Source organism: Cupriavidus sp. H19C3 (assembly GCF_049393815.1).
Lineage (GTDB): Bacteria > Pseudomonadota > Gammaproteobacteria > Burkholderiales > Burkholderiaceae > Cupriavidus.
Map to the genome: position 1 here is coordinate 3,080,688 of NZ_CP184985.1, position 22,034 is coordinate 3,102,721.

Annotated in this window: 16 protein-coding genes and 1 riboswitch; of the genes, 8 read left to right on the top strand and 8 right to left on the bottom strand. The window is 66.0% G+C overall.

The features are described 5' to 3' along the window. Positions 1 to 89: 89 nt before the first annotated feature. Together maiA and DFLDMN_RS14195 are read right to left on the bottom strand one after the other, a co-directional pair. A complete protein-coding gene (gene maiA / locus DFLDMN_RS14190; RefSeq protein ID WP_423195565.1) occupies positions 90 to 731 on the bottom strand; it encodes a maleylacetoacetate isomerase in 642 nt (213 codons plus the stop codon). 82 nt (positions 732 to 813) lie between these two features. Next, entirely contained in the window at positions 814 to 2,631 is a 1,818-nt protein-coding gene (locus DFLDMN_RS14195) for a cytochrome c biogenesis protein CcdA (RefSeq protein ID WP_423195566.1), read from the bottom strand. Positions 2,632 to 2,828: 197 nt separating this feature from the next. Between DFLDMN_RS14195 and DFLDMN_RS14200 the strand changes: the two genes are divergently transcribed. The 8 genes from DFLDMN_RS14200 to DFLDMN_RS14235 all read left to right on the top strand — a co-directional run bounded on the left by DFLDMN_RS14200 (position 2,829) and on the right by DFLDMN_RS14235 (position 12,290). Beyond that, positions 2,829 to 3,572 (top strand): response regulator, encoded by a 744-nt coding sequence (locus DFLDMN_RS14200; RefSeq protein ID WP_423195567.1) that lies wholly within the window; start codon positions 2,829 to 2,831, stop codon positions 3,570 to 3,572. Further along, on the top strand, positions 3,569 to 4,885 hold the full coding sequence (locus tag DFLDMN_RS14205) for a sensor histidine kinase (protein ID WP_423195568.1): 1,317 nt from the start codon (positions 3,569 to 3,571) through the stop codon (positions 4,883 to 4,885). The genes DFLDMN_RS14200 and DFLDMN_RS14205 overlap by 4 nt, the downstream gene beginning before the upstream one ends. A 327-nt stretch (positions 4,886 to 5,212) precedes the next feature. Continuing rightward, complete coding sequence (locus DFLDMN_RS14210; protein WP_423195569.1) at positions 5,213 to 5,953, top strand: response regulator; 741 nt, start codon at positions 5,213 to 5,215, stop codon at positions 5,951 to 5,953. Next, positions 5,950 to 7,266 (top strand): ATP-binding protein, encoded by a 1,317-nt coding sequence (locus tag DFLDMN_RS14215; protein WP_423195570.1) that lies wholly within the window; start codon positions 5,950 to 5,952, stop codon positions 7,264 to 7,266. The genes DFLDMN_RS14210 and DFLDMN_RS14215 overlap by 4 nt, the downstream gene beginning before the upstream one ends. A 226-nt stretch (positions 7,267 to 7,492) precedes the next feature. After that, positions 7,493 to 7,846: a hydroxyquinol 1,2-dioxygenase gene (locus tag DFLDMN_RS14220; protein ID WP_423195571.1), complete on the top strand. Its 354-nt coding sequence runs from the start codon at positions 7,493 to 7,495 to the stop codon at positions 7,844 to 7,846. 68 nt (positions 7,847 to 7,914) lie between these two features. Next, entirely contained in the window at positions 7,915 to 8,334 is a 420-nt protein-coding gene (locus DFLDMN_RS14225) for an organic hydroperoxide resistance protein (RefSeq protein WP_423195572.1), read from the top strand. Between the two features lie 202 nt (positions 8,335 to 8,536). Next, positions 8,537 to 9,073, top strand: a complete 537-nt coding sequence (locus DFLDMN_RS14230; RefSeq protein ID WP_423195573.1) for an aspartate carbamoyltransferase — start codon at positions 8,537 to 8,539, stop codon at positions 9,071 to 9,073. Between the two features lie 307 nt (positions 9,074 to 9,380). Then, positions 9,381 to 12,290, top strand: coding sequence for an autotransporter outer membrane beta-barrel domain-containing protein (locus DFLDMN_RS14235; RefSeq protein ID WP_423195574.1), 2,910 nt, complete (start codon positions 9,381 to 9,383; stop codon positions 12,288 to 12,290). A gap of 162 nt (positions 12,291 to 12,452) precedes the next feature. On the opposite strand, the gene DFLDMN_RS14240 is transcribed toward DFLDMN_RS14235, so the two are convergent. From DFLDMN_RS14240 to DFLDMN_RS14265, 6 genes are all read right to left on the bottom strand, one after another. Next, positions 12,453 to 14,444, bottom strand: coding sequence for a ShlB/FhaC/HecB family hemolysin secretion/activation protein (locus DFLDMN_RS14240; protein WP_423195575.1), 1,992 nt, complete (start codon positions 14,442 to 14,444; stop codon positions 12,453 to 12,455). A 223-nt stretch (positions 14,445 to 14,667) separates the two neighbouring features. Further along, positions 14,668 to 14,943, bottom strand: a complete 276-nt coding sequence (locus tag DFLDMN_RS14245) for a hypothetical protein (protein ID WP_423195576.1) — start codon at positions 14,941 to 14,943, stop codon at positions 14,668 to 14,670. A gap of 278 nt (positions 14,944 to 15,221) precedes the next feature. After that, positions 15,222 to 16,292, bottom strand: a complete 1,071-nt coding sequence (gene cobW, locus DFLDMN_RS14250) for a cobalamin biosynthesis protein CobW (RefSeq protein ID WP_423195577.1) — start codon at positions 16,290 to 16,292, stop codon at positions 15,222 to 15,224. 4 nt (positions 16,293 to 16,296) lie between these two features. Further along, entirely contained in the window at positions 16,297 to 17,841 is a 1,545-nt protein-coding gene (locus DFLDMN_RS14255; RefSeq protein WP_423195578.1) for a PepSY domain-containing protein, read from the bottom strand. 10 nt (positions 17,842 to 17,851) lie between these two features. Then, entirely contained in the window at positions 17,852 to 20,134 is a 2,283-nt protein-coding gene (locus DFLDMN_RS14260) for a TonB-dependent receptor (RefSeq protein WP_423195579.1), read from the bottom strand. Between the two features lie 33 nt (positions 20,135 to 20,167). Then, positions 20,168 to 20,423: riboswitch (cobalamin riboswitch) on the bottom strand. Positions 20,424 to 20,588: 165 nt separating this feature from the next. Beyond that, positions 20,589 to 22,010 (bottom strand): MFS transporter, encoded by a 1,422-nt coding sequence (locus tag DFLDMN_RS14265; protein WP_423195580.1) that lies wholly within the window; start codon positions 22,008 to 22,010, stop codon positions 20,589 to 20,591. Positions 22,011 to 22,034 lie beyond the last annotated feature (24 nt).

Sequence of the window (22,034 nt, forward strand, 5' to 3'; positions counted from 1 at the left end):
AAGGTTGCTCCCTCAGGCCCACAGTAGACCGCGGGCAACGCGCGAATAATCGCTATATGCCGAATCTGACGTCGGCGCGGCGCCCTGCGCTACTTGCGCGGGGCGGGCGCGTTGGCGCGGAACGCCGGCACCTCGCGCAGTCGCTCGACGATCGCGGCCACATGCGGCCACTGGTCGAGCGGCAGGCCCGCGCGCTCGGTATTGATCGCCTGCGGGAACAGGAAGATGTCACCGACCGTCGGTGTGTCGCCGGCGACGAAGCGGCCGGGCTGGCGTGCATGGCGTGTGCGCAGCAACGCTTCCACCGCGCCCAGCCCTTCACGTATCCAGTGGCGGTTCCACTCGCCGATGGCAGGCGCGTCGAGGCCCAGCGTGCCGAGCCGCGCGGCCACGCGCGGCGGCACCAGTGCATGGATTTCCGCGGCAATGGCCAGCGCGACCGAGCGGGAAAATGCGCGCGCCTCCAGATTGGCCGGCAGCAGGGCAGGGTGCGGATAGCGTTCGTCGAGATACTCGACGATCGACAGCGACTGCGTGATCAGCGTGCCGTTCTCGGTCAGCAGCGCCGGCACCAGCCCCTGCGGGTTAACGTCGAGGTATCCCGCCTGGCGGTTCTCGGCGTCGGGCCCGAAAATCGACACCGGCAGCACCTCCGGCGCGAGGCCCTTGAGTGCCAGCGCGATGCGGACGCGCGAGGTGGCCGAGGAAACTTCGTTGGCATATAACTTCATGGCAATGCTCCTGGTCTGCATGGTCAGCGATCAAAGGTCAGCGATCAAAGGTCAGCGATAAAAGCAACCGGAAGGGCCGCGCTCAGCCGAAGGTAAACACGTAGGCCTGCGCGCCTGGGTCGAGGAAGCGGATCTCGAACGTGTGTTCGCCGACGTCGCCGGCCTGGCGCACCAGCTGGTAGAGCCGCGTGGCCGTGACCGCGCCATTGCCGGCGGCATCGGTATCGGCGCCATGGCTGTTGCCGGGCGCCTTGCCGTCGATGGTGACGAGAAAGCGCACGGCCTTGCCATCGGCGGCCGGCCCGAGCACGAGGTGCAGGTCGCGGGCACGGAAGCGGAACACGATGCCGGCATCCGCGCGGTTCGCGGTGGCCTGCTCGGCGCCGACCGTCCAGTTGCCCTGCAACCCCCACTGATTGAGGCGCGGCGTGCCGGCCGCGTAGTCGCGCGGCGCGTCTGGCCGCACGCCGCCTGGCGAGACCAGGCCGGACCCCTGCTGGTAGCCGAGATAGGTCTCACCCGAGCGAACGTTGTCCAGGTCGGGCGCGGCCTGCGCGCCGCTGGCGTCGGGCGTGACCGTATCGCGTGCCACCGACGCGCTGCCGGCTTCCTTCAGCAGGGCCTGGATGACCTGTTCCGAACGCGCATAGTCGCCCTCGCCAAACTGGTGGTGGCGGATCTGGCCCCGTGCATCGACGAAGTACGCGGCCGGCCAGTAGCTGTTGTGGAACGCGCGCCAGATGCGGTAGTCGCTATCCACCGCGACGGGAAAGCCGATGCGGAAGTCGGCGAGGGCACGGCGAATGTTGTCCAGTTTCTTCTCGAACGCGAACTCGGGGGTATGCACGGCAACGAGCTGCAGGTCCGGATACTTCGCGGCCCATGCGCGCAGATACGGCAGCGTGCGGATGCAGTTGATGCACGAGTAGGTCCAGAAGTAGACCAGCGTGGGTTTGCCGCGCAATTGCTCGCGCGTGAGCGGCGGCGAGTTCAGCCATGCGACCGCGCCGTCGAGCGACGGCAGCTCGCCCTCCACGGGCAATGCACTGCGATATCCCTGGTTCATGTCGGTACGAATGTCGTTGGCGGCCAGCAGCACGCCGTTGCTTGCCGGCGCGGCGTCACGGCGCGCATGCAGATGATCGATCAACGCCTGCTCCAGGCGGCCGGTGCGGTCGCCAGTCAGGCGTGCGAGCACGCCGGTATCGGCGCCGAAGCCGATCGCCAGCACGCCGCCCAGCACGCCCACGCCAAGGCCCCGGCGCAGATGCTGTGCCACGCCCGCGGAGCGGCGCATGGCGCCGTGCAGCATCGGTCCCAGCAGACGACCGCCCAGTCCCAGCGCGAGCGCCAGCGAGGTGGCGGCCCCGACGGCATAGGCGGTCAGCAGCAGCGTGGTCTCGGCGCTAGCACCCTGCAGCGCGGCACCGGTCAGCACGAGGCCGAGGATCGGCCCGGCACAAGGCGCCCACAGCATGCCGGTGGCAATGCCGAGCAGCAGCGAGCCGAGCACGCTGGCGGCGGTGGAGGGGGATGCCGAGGCGGATGCCCGCGTGGACGCCATGCCGCCGGCCCGCTGGCTCAGCCCATTGCCCAGGGCGACCAGCGGGCGCGCCAGCGCATCCGCCAGGCGCGGCACCAGCAACGCGATGCCGAATGCTGCCAGCAGCGCCAGCGCGACGATGCGCCCGTACTCGTTGAGATGCACCACCCAGCCGCCCGCCACCGAGGCCAGCGAGGCCACCGCGGCAAAGGTCAGCGCCATGCCGGCCAGCAGCGGCAGCGTGCTGGTGGCAAAAGGCCGCCCGGCACGGGCAAAGACGAAGGGGAGCACGGGCAGGATGCAGGGGCTCAGGATCGTCAGTGCGCCGCCCACAAAGGCAAGAAGCAGGAGAGTCATGATCGGTGTCCTCGGGCTGCGTTGGTCATGCCCGCCATGAGACCGCGCGCGCTTATCCGCGATGTGTCGCCGGCGGTCGCGTTCGTAAGCCAGTGTGCCCGGACGGGCGCCGGATACATTGCGATACACAACATTGCGGATACAAACGAATACAATGCGTCGCAGGCCATCTTCATTCATTCCGCCAGGCAGACTCCATGGACGCGCATGTTGATCACATCCTTATCGTCGACGACGACCGGGAAATCCGGGAACTGGTTTCCACGTACCTCACCAAGAACGGACTGCGCGTGACGATGGCGCCGGACGGGCGCCATATGCGGCAGTTCCTGGAGACCAACGCCGTCGACCTGATCGTGCTCGACGTGATGCTGCCCGGCGACGACGGCCTGGTGCTCTGCCGCGAGCTGCGCAGCGGCAAGCACAAGGCCACGCCGATCATGATGCTGACCGCGCGCGACGACGAGACCGACCGCATCATCGGCCTGGAGATGGGCGCCGACGACTACCTGGCCAAGCCGTTCGCCGCGCGCGAGCTGTTGGCCCGCATCAAGGCCGTGCTGCGCCGCACGCGCATGCTGCCTCCAAACCTGCAGATCACCGAAGCCGGCCAGTTGCTGGCTTTCGGCGACTGGCATCTCGACACCACCGCACGCCACCTGATCGACAAGGATGGCACCGTGGTGGCGCTGAGCGGCGGCGAGTATCGCCTGCTGCGCGTATTCGTCGATCATCCGCAGCGCGTGCTCAACCGTGACCAGCTGCTGAACCTGACGCAGGGACGCGAAGCCGAGCTGTTCGAGCGTTCGGTCGATCTGCTGGTGAGCCGCCTGCGCCAGCGCCTGGGCGACGCCGCGCGCGAGCCGATCTATATCAAGACGGTGCGCAACGAGGGTTACGTGTTCTCGGTGCCAGTAGAAATCAAAGAGTCGCGCCAATGAGCGGGGCCGCGCTGTTGCAGCGGCTGCGGCCGTGGCCGCGCTCGCTCGGCTCGCGGCTGTTCGTGATCCTGCTGGCGGGACTGATCGTGGCGCATGCGATGTCCTTTGGCGTGCTGTTCTACGAGCGCTACATGTCCGCGCGCGAGGTCATGCTCGGTACGCTGGAAACCGATGTGGCCACCTCGCTCGCCATCCTCGACCGCCTGCCCGCCGCCGAGCGGCCGCAATGGTTGCCGCTGGTCAACCGCGGCAACTACCAGTACGTGCTGGGCCCGGGCCTGCCCGGCGTGCCGGCGCTCACGCAGCGCAGTCGCGATATCGCCGCGCGCATCACCGAGGCGAGTGGCGGGCGCTTCAAGGTCCGCGTTGAATCGATCCCGAACGAGGGCAAACGGCTGCAGGCCCACCTGACGCTAAGCGATGGCAGCCCGCTGACCATCGATGTCCATCCGCGCATGACGCCGGTGGCGCAATGGTTGCCCTATGTGCTGGTGGCGCAATTGCTGTTGCTGATCCTGTGCTGCTGGTACGCGGTGCGCCAGTCTATTCGTCCGCTGGTGGCCCTGGCCGATGCGGCCGATGCGCTCGACCCCAACGCCAAGGGCCCGCCGCTGGCCGAGACCGGGCCCACCGAGGTGGCACATGCCGCCACCGCGTTCAATGCCATGCGCAACCGCATTGCCAGGTTCGTGGAGGAGCGCGTGCAGATTCTGGCCGCGATCTCGCACGACCTGCAAACGCCGATCACACGCATGAAGCTGCGCGCGGAAATGGCCGAGGATTCGGTCGAAAAGCGCAAACTCGTGAGCGACCTTGCCGAGATCGAGCGCCTGGTGCAGGAAGGGCTGGCCTACGCGCGCACGACGCAGGGCGATAGCGAGAAGCCGTCGCGCGTCGATATCGGTTCGTTTGTCGAAAGCCTGGCCTATGACTACCAGGACACCGGCAAGGACGTGACCATCCTTGCCAATGCCTCCGGCGCGGTGATCACGCGCCCACATGCGCTGCGGCGCGTGCTGACCAACCTGATCGACAACGCCATCAAGTTTGGCGGCGCGGCCGAGCTCGAGGTCGAGCGCCACCAGGAGCAGGTGATGATCAGGGTCATGGACCGCGGCCCGGGCATTCCCGAGGACAAGCTCGAAGCCGTGCTGCAACCGTTCGTGCGGCTCGAACACTCGCGCAGCCGCGAGACCGGCGGCACCGGTCTCGGTCTGGCCATTGCTCATCAACTGGCCATCGCCATTGGTGGATCGCTGACCTTGCGCAATCGCGTGGGTGGCGGGCTCGCGGCTGAAATCCGGCTCGGCTGAGTTCCTGATTCCCGCATCGGTCGCACGCACATCATGTCGTCCCGGCGCCGCTCATGGCGCAGGGACGGTGGACGACGGGGGAACAGCTTTCCCGCCGCCCCATCCCCTCCCCATCCCTCCCCATTCCTCCTCATCCGTCAGCATTCGGCGCCCGGCGTCACTCGCGCGTGACGCGATGTATCCCGTCTGTTTCGCCGACCGCCGGTTTTGCAAAGTTTCTTGTCGGGCCGAGCGACAGATACATGGCGATACATGGGCCGGTCCGGCCCGTCACATAATCCGCTCACCGCGCGTGTCCGCGCATTACCGCCGCTGTGCGGAGCCGCCATGACCTTGCCCGACCATATCCTCGTTGTCGATGACGATCGCGAGATTCGCGAACTGGTGGGAACCTACCTGGAAGGACAGGGCCTGCGCGTCTCGCTGGCGGCCAATGGCCAGCAGATGCGCGCTGCGCTCGACAAGGGATCGGTCGATCTTGTGGTGCTCGACCTGATGCTGCCCGGTGAAGACGGTCTGGCGCTGTGCCGCGACCTGCGGGCCGGCGAAAAGCGCCATACGCCGGTCCTGATGCTGACCGCGCGCAACGAGGAGACCGATCGCATCCTCGGCCTGGAAATGGGCGCCGACGACTACCTCGTCAAGCCGTTCGCGGCGCGCGAACTGCTGGCCCGCATCCGCTCGGTGCTGCGCCGCACGCGCATGCTGCCGCCCAACCTGCAGGTGACGGAGGCGGCCACAATTCTGTCGTTCGGCAGCTGGCGGCTCGATACCACGGCTCGTCACCTGGTCGACGAGCGCGATGTCATCGTCGCGCTCAGCGGCGCGGAGTATCGGCTGCTGCGCACGTTCCTCGATCATCCGCAGCGTGTGCTCAATCGCGACGAGTTGCTCAATCTGACGCAGGGCCGCGACGCCGAACTGTTCGAGCGCTCGATCGACCTGATGGTCAGCCGCCTGCGGCAGCGCCTGCGCGACGATGCGCGCGAACCCCGCTATATCAAGACCGTGCGCAACGAGGGCTATGTGTTCTCGTCCGCGGTGGAAATCCGCGAGGCACGCGCATGAAGCTCGCAACCCATACCCTGCGCTGGTGGCCGCGCACGCTGTTCGCGCGGCTGATGGTCGTGCTCGTGGTGGGGCTGACGCTGGCCCAGGGGCTCTCGTTCGGGCTCGTGCTGATCGAGCGCATGGACGCCGCCAACAAGCTGATGCTCGGCAATCTGGAACTCGACGTGGCGGGGTCGGTGGCCATTCTCGATCGCTTGCCTGCCAGTGAGCGACCCATGTGGCTGGAACGACTGCGGCGCGGCAACTACAGCTACCTGCTCGGCACCGGCGCACCGGGCCAGCCGATCACCGACCCGGCCTCGCGGCGTGCCGCCGCCGCCATCACGCAGGCGCTGGATCATCGCTACGCGGTGACGGCGATGGCGGTGCCGGGGCCGCGCGAGCATCTGCAGGTTCACCTGCGCCTGTCCGACGGCAACCCGCTGACCATCGACGTCATGCCGGGCGGCATTGCGCTGTCGACGTGGCTGCCGGTCCTGTTCTGCGTCCAGCTGACCTTGCTGGCCGCTTGTGCATGGATCGCCGTGCGGCTGGTCACGCGGCCGCTCAAGCAACTGGCGCAGGCCGCGGAAAAGCTCGGACCGGATCTCAAGGCGGATCGCATTCCGGAGCAGGGTCCGGCAGAAGTCGTGCATGCGGCCACCGCGTTCAATGCGATGCAGCGGCGCATCGCCGGCTACCTGTCCGAACGGCTCCAGATCCTCGCGGCGATCTCGCACGATCTGCAGACACCGATCACGCGCATGCGCCTGCGCCTGGACCTGATGGAAAAATGCGAGACGCGCGGCAAGCTGCACGAAGATCTGCGCGCGATGGAACACCTCGTGAGGGAAGGGGTGGCCTATGCACGCACGCTGCATGGCGGTGCCGAAACACCGGTACGGATCGATCCCGATGCGTTGCTCGACAGCATGGCCTGCGACTATCGCGACGGCGGTCAATGTATCGCCATCGAAGGCAAGGTGGACGCGCCCATCGTGACGCGCCCGCAGGCACTGCGACGCATCCTGACCAACCTGATCGACAACGCGCTCAAGTTCGGCACCGAGGTCACGGTCGCGGTGACCCGGGGTGGCGACGGAGGGGTCGTCATCGCGGTGCGCGATCGCGGCCCCGGCATTCCCGACGCCGAGCTCGAACGCGTCATGCAGCCGTTCTATCGGCTGGAAGCGTCGCGCAATCGCGGCACGGGGGGCACCGGCCTGGGGCTGGCCATTGCCCAGCAGCTCGCGCAGGCGCTCGGCGGCAGCCTGGCGCTGTCAAACCGCGCCGATGGCGGCCTGCAGGCGACCTTGTCGTTGCCCGCCTAGTTACCGGCGTAGTCACTGCCGTAGTTAGCGGCCCGCTTGGTCCATTTGTACGCCTGTGTATCAGCCGACGCCGACGATACGTGGCCTGACAGAAACGGCGCCAGGCCGATACGGGCGCGATACGTCGATGTCCTTAAATGCATTCCGTGGCCACGACACATCGACAGCGATGCCAGGCCGCGGAACACCAACCTGAACCGCATACGAACTCTTGAGGATATCGATCATGACCCGCAACTTCGCCCAACGCCTTGTGCTCTCCCTCGCCCTCGCTGCCGCCGCCGCAGGTGCCCAGGCCGCCGGTATCGGCGCCCGCGACGTGTACAGCGACGGTGCCCGTTCCGTCACGGATGCGCGCAGCCCGTACTACGACGGCGCGCGCTCGGTCACGGACGAGCGCAGCCCGTTCACCGACGGTGCCCGCTCGGTGAACGAACCGCGCAGCCCGTATTCGGACGGCGCCCGCAACGCGGATCCGTACCTCGACGGCGCGCGCACGGTCGCTGGCCTGGACCGCACCGGCGTGTCGGCCGACCCGGCCCGCACTGCCGATCCGTACCTCGATGGCGCCTACGCCTGACTGGCAGCGTTGCCGTACCGCCGATCCATCGAACCACCGTCCCTGACACTGAACGCAAGGAGCGCATCATGACCCGCATCGAAAATGTCCTGTACACCGGCAAGGTCCACACCAGTTCCGGCGGCCGCGACGGCGAAGCCCATAGCGACGACGGCCGCCTGAACATCCAGCTATCGTCGCCCGGCACCACCGGTTCGGGCACCAACCCCGAGCAGCTGTTTGCCGCGGGCTGGTCGGCCTGCTTTATCGGCGCCATTGGCCTGGCCGCCAACAAGGCGAAGATCAAGCTGCCGGAAGACCTGAGCGTGGATACCGAAGTCGACCTGGGCAAGAACGGGGACGCCTACCTGCTGCAGGCACGCCTGAACGTCCGCATCCCCGGCGTCGATCGCGAAGTGGCGCGGCAACTGCTGGACACGGCGCACAACACCTGCCCGTACTCCAAGGCCACGCGCGGCAATATCCACGTGGAGATCAACCTCGCGTGAGACCGCGCCCGGTGCCGGGCATCGTGCGATGCCCGGGCAGTGTTAGCACCCGCAACCTTCGTTGCGGGTATTTTTTGGTTCTACGCCGCTTTAAGGGCTGGTCTCTACCGAGGCCGCCATACGCTGCGAGATATGATTCCAGTCATCGTGCGCGGGCAATTGCCGCGATGGACTGCGGCTGCGCGCGAGACTGGAGACTTTCATGGCACGCACATCAGCGATTCTTCTATACGCCGCAGTAAATTTGGCCGGGACTCTGGCTTTACCCTGCACCGCAGAGACGGTCCGCCAGACTGACGTCGCGCAGCGCGGACACGAGGTGATGCCGTTTTCCCTCGCGGCGACCACCCACGTCTTTACCAAAACCGCAGACGGCGGCGTTCAGCAGGTCATCACCAGGCGCGACGACTCCAATCAGGCCGCGCTGATTCGCCAGCATCTTGCGATGATTGCGCAGCAGTTCGCCGTCGGCGACTTCAAGGGGCCGGAACATATTCACGGCCAAGACATGCCAGGTCTGACTGCGCTTCGCGCGGCGAAGACTGGCGAGCTGAGAGTCGCCTATCACGACCTGCCCAATGGTGGCGAGATCGTCTATCAAAGCAATGAACCTCAGTTGGTTGCCGCGTTGCACCAGTGGTTTGACGCGCAACTGGCCGATCACGGTCATGACGCCATGGCGGGACAGGGCTCAGGCGCAATGCATCATCACGGGAGCGGCGCTGAAAAGGCTCAATAGCAAACCGTGGTCAAGAGCCTGCCGGAGGATACGTCTAATCCCAACGACTGCCGTCCCGGTTGGCTGCCTGCCATCCACATGGCCGCGGGATTGCACGAGTATGACGCGGCGGGACTTGGGCCCCGCTCGGCAATTCGTGCTGGAGCGTGGTCTCTAATGCGTTTGTGCCCGGCTAGCAATGGGGGAAAGCGCGGTCGTATCGACATCGCGACAAGATTTCCTGTAACGCTTACATAACTTCATGGCGTGATCTACCATCGACTCGCTACGCCTTTGTAGCAAAAACAATACAAATAAAGGTAGACCCATGCCGTCCAACATTTGTCGTGGAATCCAGCGCCCAGGGGTGTGCGCACCGCAAGTTTCCTCCATCACGCTGGCCGTCGCACTGCTCTTCCCGGTTGGCGCCTCGGCGGCCGTGTACTCGGTCAGTAACGAAGCCGAACTCCGTACGGCACTCGCGAACGCCAATGCCGATAGCGACGCCAGCGCCACCATTCGCCTGACGTCAAGCTTTCTGATTTCGGACCCCACGGCATTCGTTGCGCCGAGCAAGCCAATCACTATTGATACCCAGGGATTCGTGCTGACGAAAGCCGGGTCTGGCTTGTTCACCACCAGCACCACTGCTCCGCTGACCTTCAACGGCACCTACGTGGGTGCGGACGGTGCGACGCCTGGCAACGCAATTTCGCTGACCACCCCGAATGGTCTCGTGACCAACAATGGTTCGATCACCGGTGGAACCCAGACCACGGCAGGCAACGGCGGCGGTGCCGGCGTCGCCTTAAATACTGGCGTTACGCTCACCAATAACGGAAGCATCAAGGGTGGTGCTGCCACGGGGTGGGCAGGCGGGAATTTGTCCTCGCTGAGCGCCGGTGTTTCCGTGGCCAGCGGAGCCGACGTCGTCAACGCGGCGTCCGGCACTATCGTCGGTGGCGACGGATTCGGCGGCGTTGCCGGCGCGGGCGTCGCGTTCTCCTCGTCGCCGAGCCGCGCCACGCTGGTGAACTATGGAACGATCCGTGGCGGTGCCGACCTGAGCGGCGGCACCGGCGGAGGTGCTGCCGTCCGCTTGACAAGCGGCGTCTACACCATCGAAAACAGGGGGATGCTGGAGGGTGGGCGCGGTAATGCCGCTGTCTACGCCACAGCAGGTGGCGCAAGTGCTGCTACTACCTTGATCAACTCCGGAACCGTGCTTGCCGGCGAGGGTTCCGACACGGCAATCGATTTCGGGTCCACCAACGGTGGCTTCTCGATTCTGGAACTGCAAGCAGGTTCGCGCATTGTCGGAAACGTGCTCGCGAAGGTGACGGCAACCAACGACACCTTTCGCCTGGGCGGCGACACCAACAGCGTGTTCGACGTCTCCACCATCGGCGACACGGCGCAGTACCGCTACTTCGACAAGTTCGAGAAAACCGGCGCCAGCACCTGGGCGCTGATCGGCACGGGCACCTCTCCCACGGCGTGGACGGTCAACCAGGGCACGCTGCAGATCGGCAATGGCGGCACCAGCGGCAGCATCGCCAGCGGTGTCGTTCTCGCTGCCGATACCACGCTCGCCTTCAACCGGTCGGACGCCTATACGTATGGCGGCATCGTTTCGGGCGCGGGTGGGCTGGCGCAGAACGGCACCGGCACCACGGTGCTGACGGCGGCACAGACCTACACCGGCCCCACGACGATCAACCTGGGCACGCTGGCCATCGACGGCTCGATCGCGAGCCCGGTGACGGTGAACGCGGCCGGTACGCTGTCCGGCACCGGCACGATTTCCGGGAATGTCACCAACGCCGGTACGGTCACGCCGGGCGGCGGATCGGGCGTCCTGACGATTGCCGGCAACTACATCGGCAATGGCGGCACCGTGCGCGTAAACACCGTGTTTGGCGGCGACAACTCGGCTACCGGGCGCCTGGTGGTGACCGGCGACACGTCGGGTACCGGCCAGATCCGCGCGGTCAATGTAGGCGGCGGCGGGGCGGCCACCGTCGAAGGCATCAAGGTCATCGACGTGCAGGGCGCATCGAATGGCACCTTCACGCTGGCCGGCGACTATACGTTTCAGGGCCAGCCGGCCGTGGTGGCGGGGCCGTACGCGTACCGGCTGGTCAAGAACGGTGTGTCCACCCCGACCGACGGCGACTGGTACCTGCGTTCGACGCTGGCCGAAGCCCCGGCCGCCGGCACCCCGGCGGCGGTGATCAACACCCCGCTGCTGGCGCCGACCGTGCCGCTGTACGAGGCCTATTCCAGCGTGCTGCAGCGTTTCAATGAACTTGGCACACTGCAGCAGCGCGTGGGCAACCGGTCGTGGTCGCCCAACGCCGCCGTGCAGGCCGAGCAGGACGCCGGCAAGCCGATCATCGGCCGGGGCGCCTGGGCGCGCGTGGAAGGCTCGAACACCCATATCGATCCGTCCACCAGCACCACCAGCGCCAGCTACAACGTCCGCATGTGGAAGTTCGAGGGCGGTGTGGATGCGCCGGTCGTCCAGAACCAGTCCGGCACGCTGGTGGTCGGCCCGACGTTCCACTACGGCATTGCCAACTCCAGCGTCTCGTCGATGTTCGGCAACGGCTCGGTCGATGCCACCGGCTACGGTTTTGGCGGAACAGCTACGTGGTATGGCAACAATGGCTCGTATGTGGATGCCCGCGCCACGGTGACCTGGTACGACACGGACATCCGCTCGTCGACGCTGGGCACCAAGCTGGCCAACGGCAACCGCGGTAGCGGCGTGGCCACCAGCGTGGAAGCTGGCCATCAACTGGCGCTGGGTGGCAACTGGTCGATCACGCCGCAGGCGCAGCTGGCCTGGTCGCAGGTGCGCTTCGACGCGTTCACCGATCAGTACGGCTCCAGCGTGTCGCGCGACAACGGCAACAGCCTGGTCTCGCGCCTCGGCGTGTCCCTGGACCACGAGACCAAGTGGGCCGGCGCCAACGGCAAGGCCACCCGCTCGCACGTGTACGGCATCACGAACCTGTACTACGACTTCCTGCATGGCACGTCGGCGCGCGTGGCGGATATCAGCGTGGTCAGCAAGGAACAGGCGCTGTGGGCCGGCCTGGGCGTGGGTGCGTCGCTGAACTGGAACGCCGACCGCTACGCGGTCTACGGCGAACTGCTGGCGCGTACGAGCTTGCAGAACTTTGGCGACAGCAATGCCATCGGCGCAAAGCTGGGGGTGCGTTACCGCTGGTAAATCCTAGCGAACTATGGCCGGGCGCGGGCTTATGGAGGTATGCCCGGCCGCATTTCAGCGCGGGAATGGCTAATGGGTCAAGGCACTGTACCTAAGCGCCGCCCGACTGCCATGTCAACGGACATGCCGATTGTGCGCCAACACCAAATGGACGGGGTTGCATCAAGACCGATTCCCACCTTCCTGGCGGATTGCCCGACGGCCGGGATCGGGCCGACGCAACCCATATAGGCGACTCGATGCGCCTAGAGACCTGATGCTTGCTGGAGCGGCCCCACGTATCTGATAGTTGCCGGTGCCATATATCAGTACCCGTCGCCGTACGATTTCACCGTTGGGCCGGCGAAAGTTCGCATGGAACCCAAGAAAGAGGAGGCTGCTACAATACTGGTAGACAATCTGTGCTCCTGCAGTGATGCCGGCCGTATGGAACGCCTGGGGCTTGTACACCGGAGCACCCAGGAAAACGTCGTAAGAAGCGCCACCGAATTTCTGCGTGCCGATGCCGCCCCGCATGCCAATCACTGCGCCAGCCAGTTGTGTACCAACCAGGCCCCGCGTGGATGGACCGTGCACCCGGCCATAATCCATACCGACGTAGAGTGCCTGCCCGCTGCCACCGAGCGGCGCCTGCAGTTCATTACGCCAATAGAACCCTCGTTCGCCCGCAAGTTGGCTTTCGCCATCGAAGCCACGCACCGTATAGCGGCTGCCGATAGTCAGGTCATCGACGTAGTAGAGCCGGTCATTGGTGAACTGGCCCCGCACCGTGGTCACATATCGGAACGGCTGGTCCGCGACCTTGAACGGCACTGACAGGTTGGCATCGAGGACCATCATGCGGAAGCGCCATGTCGGACCATCGTCAGCGGCCAGCGCATCAGGCTGTGCTCCGAATGCGCCGATGCCCTGACGGAATGCCAGCGTGGCATCGAGCTGCGACTGGCCGAAGTAATGACGGTCGGTCAGCCCGAACTCGAGAATCGTGTTGTTGCGATGCTGCTGCGGAATCTCGGCGTCTTCGATATAGCTCTTGCCGAACCGGCGCGTCAGCCGCACCTGCATGCCGAACACATCGTTCTGGCTGCGGCTCAGCACCCGGTGCAGTTTCAAGTCGACGTTTTCAGACTTGCCACTGGAAACGAACGTCGTGTTCACCCCCGCGATCTGCTGGAAGTAGTTGCTGCTGTAGGCCGACAGCGTCGCCGTCCAGTAGCCCCACGGAATCGAGTAGAAGCCGTTCCATCCCCGTGTACCGTGCTCCTTGTTGCTAAACATCAGATCCTGGTTGTACCCGATGTTGAACATGTCGCTCAGGCCCAGCGGGTTGTCGATACCCACGCTTACGTTGCCCTGCCACTTGCCCGTGGAACGCGATCCGGAATTGTCGACGGAGGCTACCAGCGTCCATGGCTTGCCGCGTTTGACAGCGATCACGACGTCGCTGCGCCCCGGCACCGAAGTCGGCACGATCTGCATGTTGACATCCTGGCTGGCCACGCGCTTCATCTGCTCAAGACCTTGCTCCAGATCGCGCAGATTCAGCAGTTCGCCAGGGCTGGTCGGGAAGGCAGTCTTCCAGGTACCCCAGAGATCGGGCTCGCTGAAGCGGATGTCGCCGATCACGCCCGGAATCAGGGCCAACTTCAGCGTGCCCGATGACAGGTCCTGCTCAGGCACTAGCACGCGCGTGGTGACGTAGCCTTTTGACAGGATCGTTTGGGATATGCCCTTGACCAGCGTTTCAACGCCTTGTTTGCCGATGCACTGACCCTGGTAGTGTTCGAGCCAGAGTCGCGCGAACGCGAAGGGGTCCATCGGCAGGGCCGAGGCGCCGCTGGCTTGCAGGTCGCCCGGCAGGTCCTTGGGGACTTCGAGGATGAAGCGGTCGATGCGGAAGCACGGCTCTTCCGTTGGCAGTGGCGGATACTCGGCCCGTGCGATGGCCTCGGCACGCACGGCCGGTGCATCGACAATGGCGGCCCGTTCTCGGGCTTCCTGTTGCTGGCGGTTGCGTTGCTCCTGCTCGGCGTTGCTCAGGGCGGCGGCTTGGCCGGGGGTCGGCGGGACTTGCGCCGTCACGGCTGAAGGCAAGCTCGAAAGGCCCAACACAAGTGATGCGGCGGTGGCAATGTGCGACGGTTTGAAGGACATCGATGTAATTGGGGCCCGACGGGACTTTCGCACCCATCAAAGCATGGCGAACGATCCGAATTGGAAGCGACTTGGTGATTGCCCTAACGGCTCAGCTGCGGGTTCGACTGCCGGCGCGACTGCAGACTCGGAAGCTGCCGCTTCGGGCGCCGAAGCGGCCTTCAGCGATCCCTCGTCCTTCACACGCAGGACCGATCACGCGGCTACGCATTTGTTGTTTCAATCAGTCTTCGCTTAATAGTTCCCAGCCACGGAGAAGGTTTTCAAACTGAGCCAATCTCATAGACAACGCAGCAAAATTTTGAACATTTGACTCGAAGACCCATCGATTCAATCCGAGACTGCGTGGCTGATCTATCCGGGCCGCCTTTGCATCCGCTAATGCTTCCAGCAATGTCGGATACTGTGCCAACCAATCTACGTCCTTGCTTTTACCTAGATTCGCCTGAATCTCGGCCTCAAGCAATTGAGCGTACTTCTTCAGTTTGATCGCGTCCATTTAGCGTAGCCCCTTAATTTTTCCAATCTTTTTGACCCACGCGTCACTTGGTAGGCAATGTTCTAAGGACCTCCCTCACTCGGTAGTGTCCATCCCCAAAGTAGCATTTCAAATTGCGCTAATCGTTCAGCCTGTGCTAGCTCCGTTTGCGCCGCGATCTCCGAAGTGAGCAGCAGCCCCGTTGACCATGCAGGGATTGGGGCGGCTCAGGCGCGACATTGGGTCCGACGTACACTGCGCGAGGCGAGATAACCTGCCCCCCATTGTTTGCCGTCACGTCAGGCCGCTGCCGCCAGCGCCCGCTCAAGCGCACCTTGCAGCGTGGGGCCGTCGAGGTCCTGGCCGATCAGCACCACGCGTGTCTCCTGTGCCTCGCCGGGGCGCCAGGGTCGATCGAAGTAGCTGTCGAAGCGCTGGCCCACGCCATGGAGCACCAGGCGCATCGCCTTGCCGGGTAGCGTGGCAAAGCCCTTGACGCGATAGATCGTATGGCCGGCCACCAGTTGCTGGAGCGCGCCGATCAGCGCATCGCGTTCGACCGTGCCGGCCTGCACCACCACCGAATCGAACGCGTCATGATGGTGGTCGGCATGGTCAGGGTCGTCCGCGTCGCCGTGATGGTCCACACGCAGGTGGATGGTGTCCTCCGACGCGCGTTGCAGGCCGAGCAGGCCGTGCACGTCCAGCTTGCCAGCCTGCGCCGGCACGATTTTCACCTCGGCAGGAATCTCGGGGCGCACCAGCGCCTCCACCGCCGCGATCTGCGCGGCGTCCATCAGGTCGGTCTTGTTCAGGATGACGAGATCCGCGCTGGCAAGCTGGTCTTCGAACAGTTCGTGCAGCGGAGATTCATGGTCGAGATTGGGATCGGCGCGGCGCTGCGCATCCACCGCGACCGGATTGGCGGCAAACTGCCCTGCCGCGGCGGCCGGGCCATCCACCACCGTCACCACGGCATCGACCGTGAACGCATTGCGGATGCTGGGCCAGTGGAACGCCTGCACCAGCGGTTTGGGCAGTGCCAGCCCCGAGGTTTCGATCAGCACATGGTCGATCTGGTCGCGCCGCTCGAGCAGTTGCTCCATCACCGGAAAGAATTCTTCCTGCACCGTGCAGCACAGGCAGCCGTTGGCGAGCTCGTAGAGCTGGCCGGTGGGCTCGCCCTGGTCGTCGCAGCCGATGCCGCAACCCTTGAGGATTTCGCCGTCGATGCCGAGCTCGCCGAACTCGTTGACGATCACCGCAATGCGGCGGCCATTGGCGTTGTCGAGAATATGGCGCAGCAGCGTGGTCTTGCCGCTGCCGAGAAAGCCGGTGACGATGGTGGCGGGAATCTTGGCGCTTTGCATGCGGTTACCTGTGAGTCGGAAGGGGAGAAAGCGGGGAAGCGTGGGCGCGATGGGTGGCGCGGCGCAAGCGTCGCCACCCCACCACCACGCCGCTCAAGGACACGACGAGGCCGACCGTGGACAGCAGCCAGACCACGATATCCCAGAGCGGACGGTGCCGCGTGAGCACGACAAAGTCGTAGCTATGCGCGGCGTGGAACAGCCAGCGATATAGCCGCCGGCTGTGGTCGCCACGGCCGAGTACCTGGCCGGTGGCGGGATCGAGATAGGCCCAGGTGCGGTCGGCATCGTCAAAGCCCACGCGCACTACCGGCAGGCGGCGGACGGTATGGTGCGAGTACCAGTAGGCGTCGGGCGCGGTCTGCAGCGTGCTCTCGACCACGCGCGCCGCGGGCAGCAGGGCGGCGGCGGCCTGGGCCAGACGGGCCTGGTCCCACGCCAGCGGCGTCGCGGTGCGGGCGTCGAGCGCACGGATCGCGTCGGGTGCCGATGCCGCCAGCAACACCGGCACGCCGGCCACCCACTGCATGCGCACCTCCCGCACGTCGGCGCTCCGATCACCGCTGCTCCGTTCACCCCCGCTCCGATCACCGGCGCGTTGCAGCAGGGCGTGCCAGTCGGGCGTCGGAAAGGTCGGCTCGGCATGCGCGCCATACCGCTGCAATGCCGCACTGTCGAAGCCGCGTCCGCTGAACCAGCGATTTGGATTGACCGAGAGCCAGCCGCTGATCAGCCACGCCAGCAGGAACAAGGCACCCACCAGGCCGGCCACGTGATGCCATGCCATCCAGCCGTGATACGGCGAGGTGCCGCCCATGCTGCCGTGGGCAAAGCGGCGGCGCACGCGCAGCCGCAGCCAGCCGATCCAGATGCCCGTCACCGCCACGGCGATGCAGGCGCCCGCGCTCCACAGCACCAGCTGACGCCAGCGCGGGGCGTGCTGCCGGATCGGTGTGAAGTACAGCCAGTGCGGTACCGCCCCCAGCCAGTTCCAGAACCGCTCGCTGCGATGGGTATCGCGCACGACTTCGCCGGTGCGGGCGGAGACGTAGAGTTCGGTGCCGCGTCCGTCGTCGATGCCGATGCGATGCAGGGGGCGCCATGCGTTGAGACTGTTCGGCACAGTCCATTGATCGCGCTCGGCCGTGTCCAGCCAGCGCGCCGGCCGGCCCGCAAAGCGCTGCGCGATGGCCTGCGCGGCCATGGCGTCGACTTCGGTGATGACGCTGCCGTCGCTGGCCGATACCGTCCGCGGACGCCCGCCTTCATCGACGAAGCGATAGACCGGCTGCGCGCCCGCCATCTCCAGCCGCAAGCTGCGTGGAAAGGCGGTAAGCCCGGCGGCGCGCAGCGCGGCATCCGGCGTCACGGCGATGCGCTGCGGATCGAGCGGTGGCAGTCCCGCCAGGCGTTCGGCCTCGGTCAGCGCGGGAAAGCCCACATACATCATGACCAGCCCGGAGCCAAACCACATCGCGATCAGCAGGCAGCCGGCAATCCCCATCCAGCGATGGATGAGATAGAGCCAACGCCGCAGCTTGTGCCACATGTCCCTGGCCTCAGAAATAGAAGTTGGCCGACAGCTCCGCCGAGCGCGGGCGCCCCAGCAGCCATTGCTGGCCGCCGTTGGAGAACGACTCGGCGTAGTCGCGGTTGAGCAGGTTATAGATGCGCAGGGTCAGTGCCGCCTGCCGGGTGACGCGCCATGACAACGCCGTATCGACGGTCGTGTAGCCCGGCACCCGCACACGATTGGCATTGTCGGCATAGCGGCCGCCCACGTAGCGCAGGCCGGCCGCCGCCGTCCACTGCGGTAGCACGTTCCACGTCAGCCATGCGTTGGCCGCCTGTTGCGGCACGCTGGTCGGCACATTGCCCGCGCGCGAGATTAGCACGCCGTTCACGGCTTCGTTGAAGTCGTCGAAGCGCGCTCGCAGTACCGTGCCGTTGATGTCCAGGCGCAGGCCACGCAGCAGCTCCACACTGGCGGACGCCTCCAGGCCGCGTGAAGACTGCGCACCGACCTGCTGCGTGACGGTCGGATTGAGCGGATCGCGCGACAGCAGGTCGTGCTTGCGGATCTCGTAGGCGGCAAAAGTCCATTCGCCGCGCTTGCCCCAGAAGGCCTGCTTGACGCCGACTTCCACCTGCTTGCCGGTGGCGAGGTTGAAGCTGCGCTGGGCATCGCTGGTGGTGATCAGCGCGCCGAGGGGATCCGTGGCCGTAGCGTATTGCGCGTAGACCGCGAGGTCGGGCGTGAACTGGTACACGGTGCCGGCACGCCAGGTTGTGTTGGCGAATGACTTGTCCCACGACGAGCCGGCCAGCAGATCGGTGCGCGTCAGCGAAGCGTGGTCGAAACGTACGCCGCCGATGACCGACCATCGTTCGGTAAGAGCGATGCGGTGTTCGCCAAACAATGCGTACTGCGTGGTATGGGTGCGGAAGCGCGGCGAGGTGACGATGCCGGGGGGGCTGAAGAACAAGCCGGGGTCGAAATCGCGCGCATCGACCGTGGAAGTACCGCCATAAGGCGAGTTGTTCGAATGGGTGAAGTGGATGCGATTGACGTCAAAGCCGACCGTGGTGGCATTGTCCAGGCCGAACAGCCGGCTACGCACGGTCATGTCGGCGCGGTTGCCGATCTGCTCCTGGTCGTGCAGGATTTCCAGGTAGTCGCCGCGCCGCACCCGGTCGGTGGCCGGCAGATAGGTATAGCTCTCGCTGTCGCGCCAGTGGCGATGGCTCGTCAGGTAGTAGAACTGGTTGCGCACGGTGACGCGCTCGTTCGGCGTCCACTCGGCATGGAGCCGCGTCCAGCGGTCGCGATAACTGATCCGGGCATCGCCGACGTTGTAGTTCTTCTTGCGCAGCGAAGTATCGAGGCTGCCGTTGACCAAAGGCGTGCCCAGATACTGCTGCGGATGCTGGGTGCCGTCGTCGTACGACAGCGTCAGGTTGACATCGCGGTTGACGTCCAGCCGTACCGATGCCGACACCATCAGGTTGTCGGCATCGCCGCGGTCGACCCAGCCCGCCGAGCGGTTGTAGGCGGTGGCGAAACGGTACGACAGATTGTCGTTGACCTTGCCGCCGCTGTCGAAGGCGACGCGCGCGGTCTTCTCGGTACCGCCGGTAATCTGCAGTTCGTTCTCGATCGGGCCGCGCAACGGTTGCTTCGGGACCACGTTGATCACGCCGCCGATCGCGCCCTCGCCGTACATGACCGACGCCGGGCCGCGCAGCACCTCGATACGGTCGGCCGCCCACGTGTCGAACGGGAACGTCACCGTGCCCGACGCCACGTACATGCGCGTGCCATCGTAAAGCTGCATGACCGAGCCCTGGCCCGCGAAGCCGCGTGCGGCCAGCGAGGTGCCGCCGTTGCCGGGAGCCGGATTGGCGGTAATGCCGGTGGCTCGCGTCACGGCCTCGCGCACACTCTGATCGCCGCGCGCGCGCATGGTCTCGCCGCTGATGACTTCGACGCTGGCCGGCGTCTCCAGCGGCGTCAGTCCCAGGCGGCTGCCCGTGTACGCCTGCCGGGATAGCGCCAGTCCGGGCTGCGCGGATTCGCTGACGACGACGGCAGGCAGTGAGGTCTCGCCGGTTGCGGCCGCGCTTTGTGCCACGTTTCTGGCCACGCTTCCGGTCGCGTCTTTGGGCGCGATCTCCGCGACGATCTCGGCGACGATGTCGGCCAATGCATAGGGACTACTGAGGCTGGCAAGCGTGCCGAGCGATGCGATGACGGCACGGCGGGGGCGGCGATGGGCCGGGCGTGACGACCGGTTGGCCGGGCGCAAGCAGCCGGCGGAGGGCGCGGACGGGTTGTATGTCATCGTAAAGCCGGGCGACCCCGCCCGGGCAAATGGTGTCGATGAGGAATACAGGCCGGTATCCGGGCTGACAGGCAGGGAGCGCTGGACTCCCGGAATGGGTCGCCTTCCCGCGCGGCTATCTCTTGCGCAGTGGCTGTCGAAGCGCCTGCCGGCGCCCGACCCGATCCATTCCAGACCTGCTTACCGTTGCGGGGGCAGCACAGGCCTTGCTACGCCGGTCAGCCGACGTCGCGCACCTGTTTCCCGTTTCACCCACGACCACGTGGGCACCTGCATTGCGGTCAGGCGCGCACTGGGCGTGCCATCGGCGCGCATTGTACTCAGAACTCGCGGCGACAAGTAATTCCGATGGCTCCGCCATTGGCAGGCGCGGGCCGGCTCTCGGTTCGGCGAGACCTGAGCCCGCACGACCGCCGGCATTCCTGCCGCCTGCCGCAATGTGCGGGGCGTTCCGCTATCCCGCCTTGTGCGCGGGTTTGCCCGCAATCCCCGCGCCCGCTTCCGGCGACAGGCGCGCGAACATCGGCAGCGATGCCAGCACCACCATCGCCGTGGCCAGGAAGGCGCAGGCAAAGTCGAAGCGATTCGCGCTGGTGCGCCCGCCCCACAGCATCGTCACCTGCAGCGAGCCGGCCGCGATCGCCACGCCTACCGCCTTCATCATCTGCTGCGCCGTGCCCTGGAACGAAGTTGCTGCGGAGAGCTGCGCCTGCGGCACGTCGGCAAAGGCCAGCGCACCCATCGAGGCAAAGCTCAGCGAGCGTGACAGCCCGCCCAGCAGCAGCACCACAAAGATGGCCGCCGCGGGCCAGGCCGGCGACAGCGCCGTGCACACCAGCAGCACCGCGCCGAACGAGACGCTGCCGACCATCAGCACGGTGCGCACGGACATCTTCTTGAGCGCGAAACGCGTCATCGGCCGCATGCAGAACGACCCCAGCGCGCTCGCCAGCGAGATCAACCCGCTGACCGAGGCGCTCAGGCCAAAGCCGACCTGCAGCGTCAGCGGCACCAGAAAGGGCAGCGCACCGGCGCCGGCGCGGAACAGGCTGCCGGCCACCGTGGCGGCATGGAAGGTCGGGATGCGCAGCAGCGAGAAGTCGATGGCGGGATCCGCGCGGCGCCGGCAATGGCGGACCGTCAGCCAGAACAGCAGCAGGCCGGCGACGATGCAGGCCACCGGCACGATGCCGGGCAACAGGCCCCGGCCGACGGTTTCCACGCCAAGCATCAGAGCCGTCAATGCCGCCGCGATCAGCGTCATGCCGGCCAGGTCGGGCGCCGGCGGATGCTCGGGTGCGGAGGGAGGAATCAGCCACGCGGTGAGCGCCAGGCCCACCGCGCCGACCGGGACGTTGATCCAGAACACCGCGCGCCAGGACAGCACGTCGGTCAGGAAGCCGCCGACCGGCGGACCCAGCACCGGCCCCAGCAGCGCGGGCATGGTCAGCCAGGTGGTGGCGGACAGCAGCTCCTCGCGTTTGACGCCGCGAAACAGGATCAGCCGGCCCACCGGCACCATCATCGCGCCGCCGATCCCCTGCAGGATGCGCGCCGCAATCAGCGCGGCCAGGCCATTGGAAATGGCACACAGCACCGAGGCGATGGTGAAGGTGGCGATCGCCGTCATGAACACCCGGCGCGCGCCGAAGCGGTCGGCTATCCAGCCGCTGACCGGAATAAACGCCGTGAGCGCGATCAGGTACGAGGTGATCGCGCTGCTCAGGTGAACGGGATTGACCTGCAGGTCGCGCGCCATGCTCGGCAGCGCCGTGGCTACCACGGTGCTGTCCAGGTTCTGCATGAACAACGCGCTCGCCACCACCGCCGCGGTGATGCGGAAGTTGGACGCGCGGGAATCGGAGGTGCCGGGCATGAAGAAGGGTTGAGCCAGACCGGA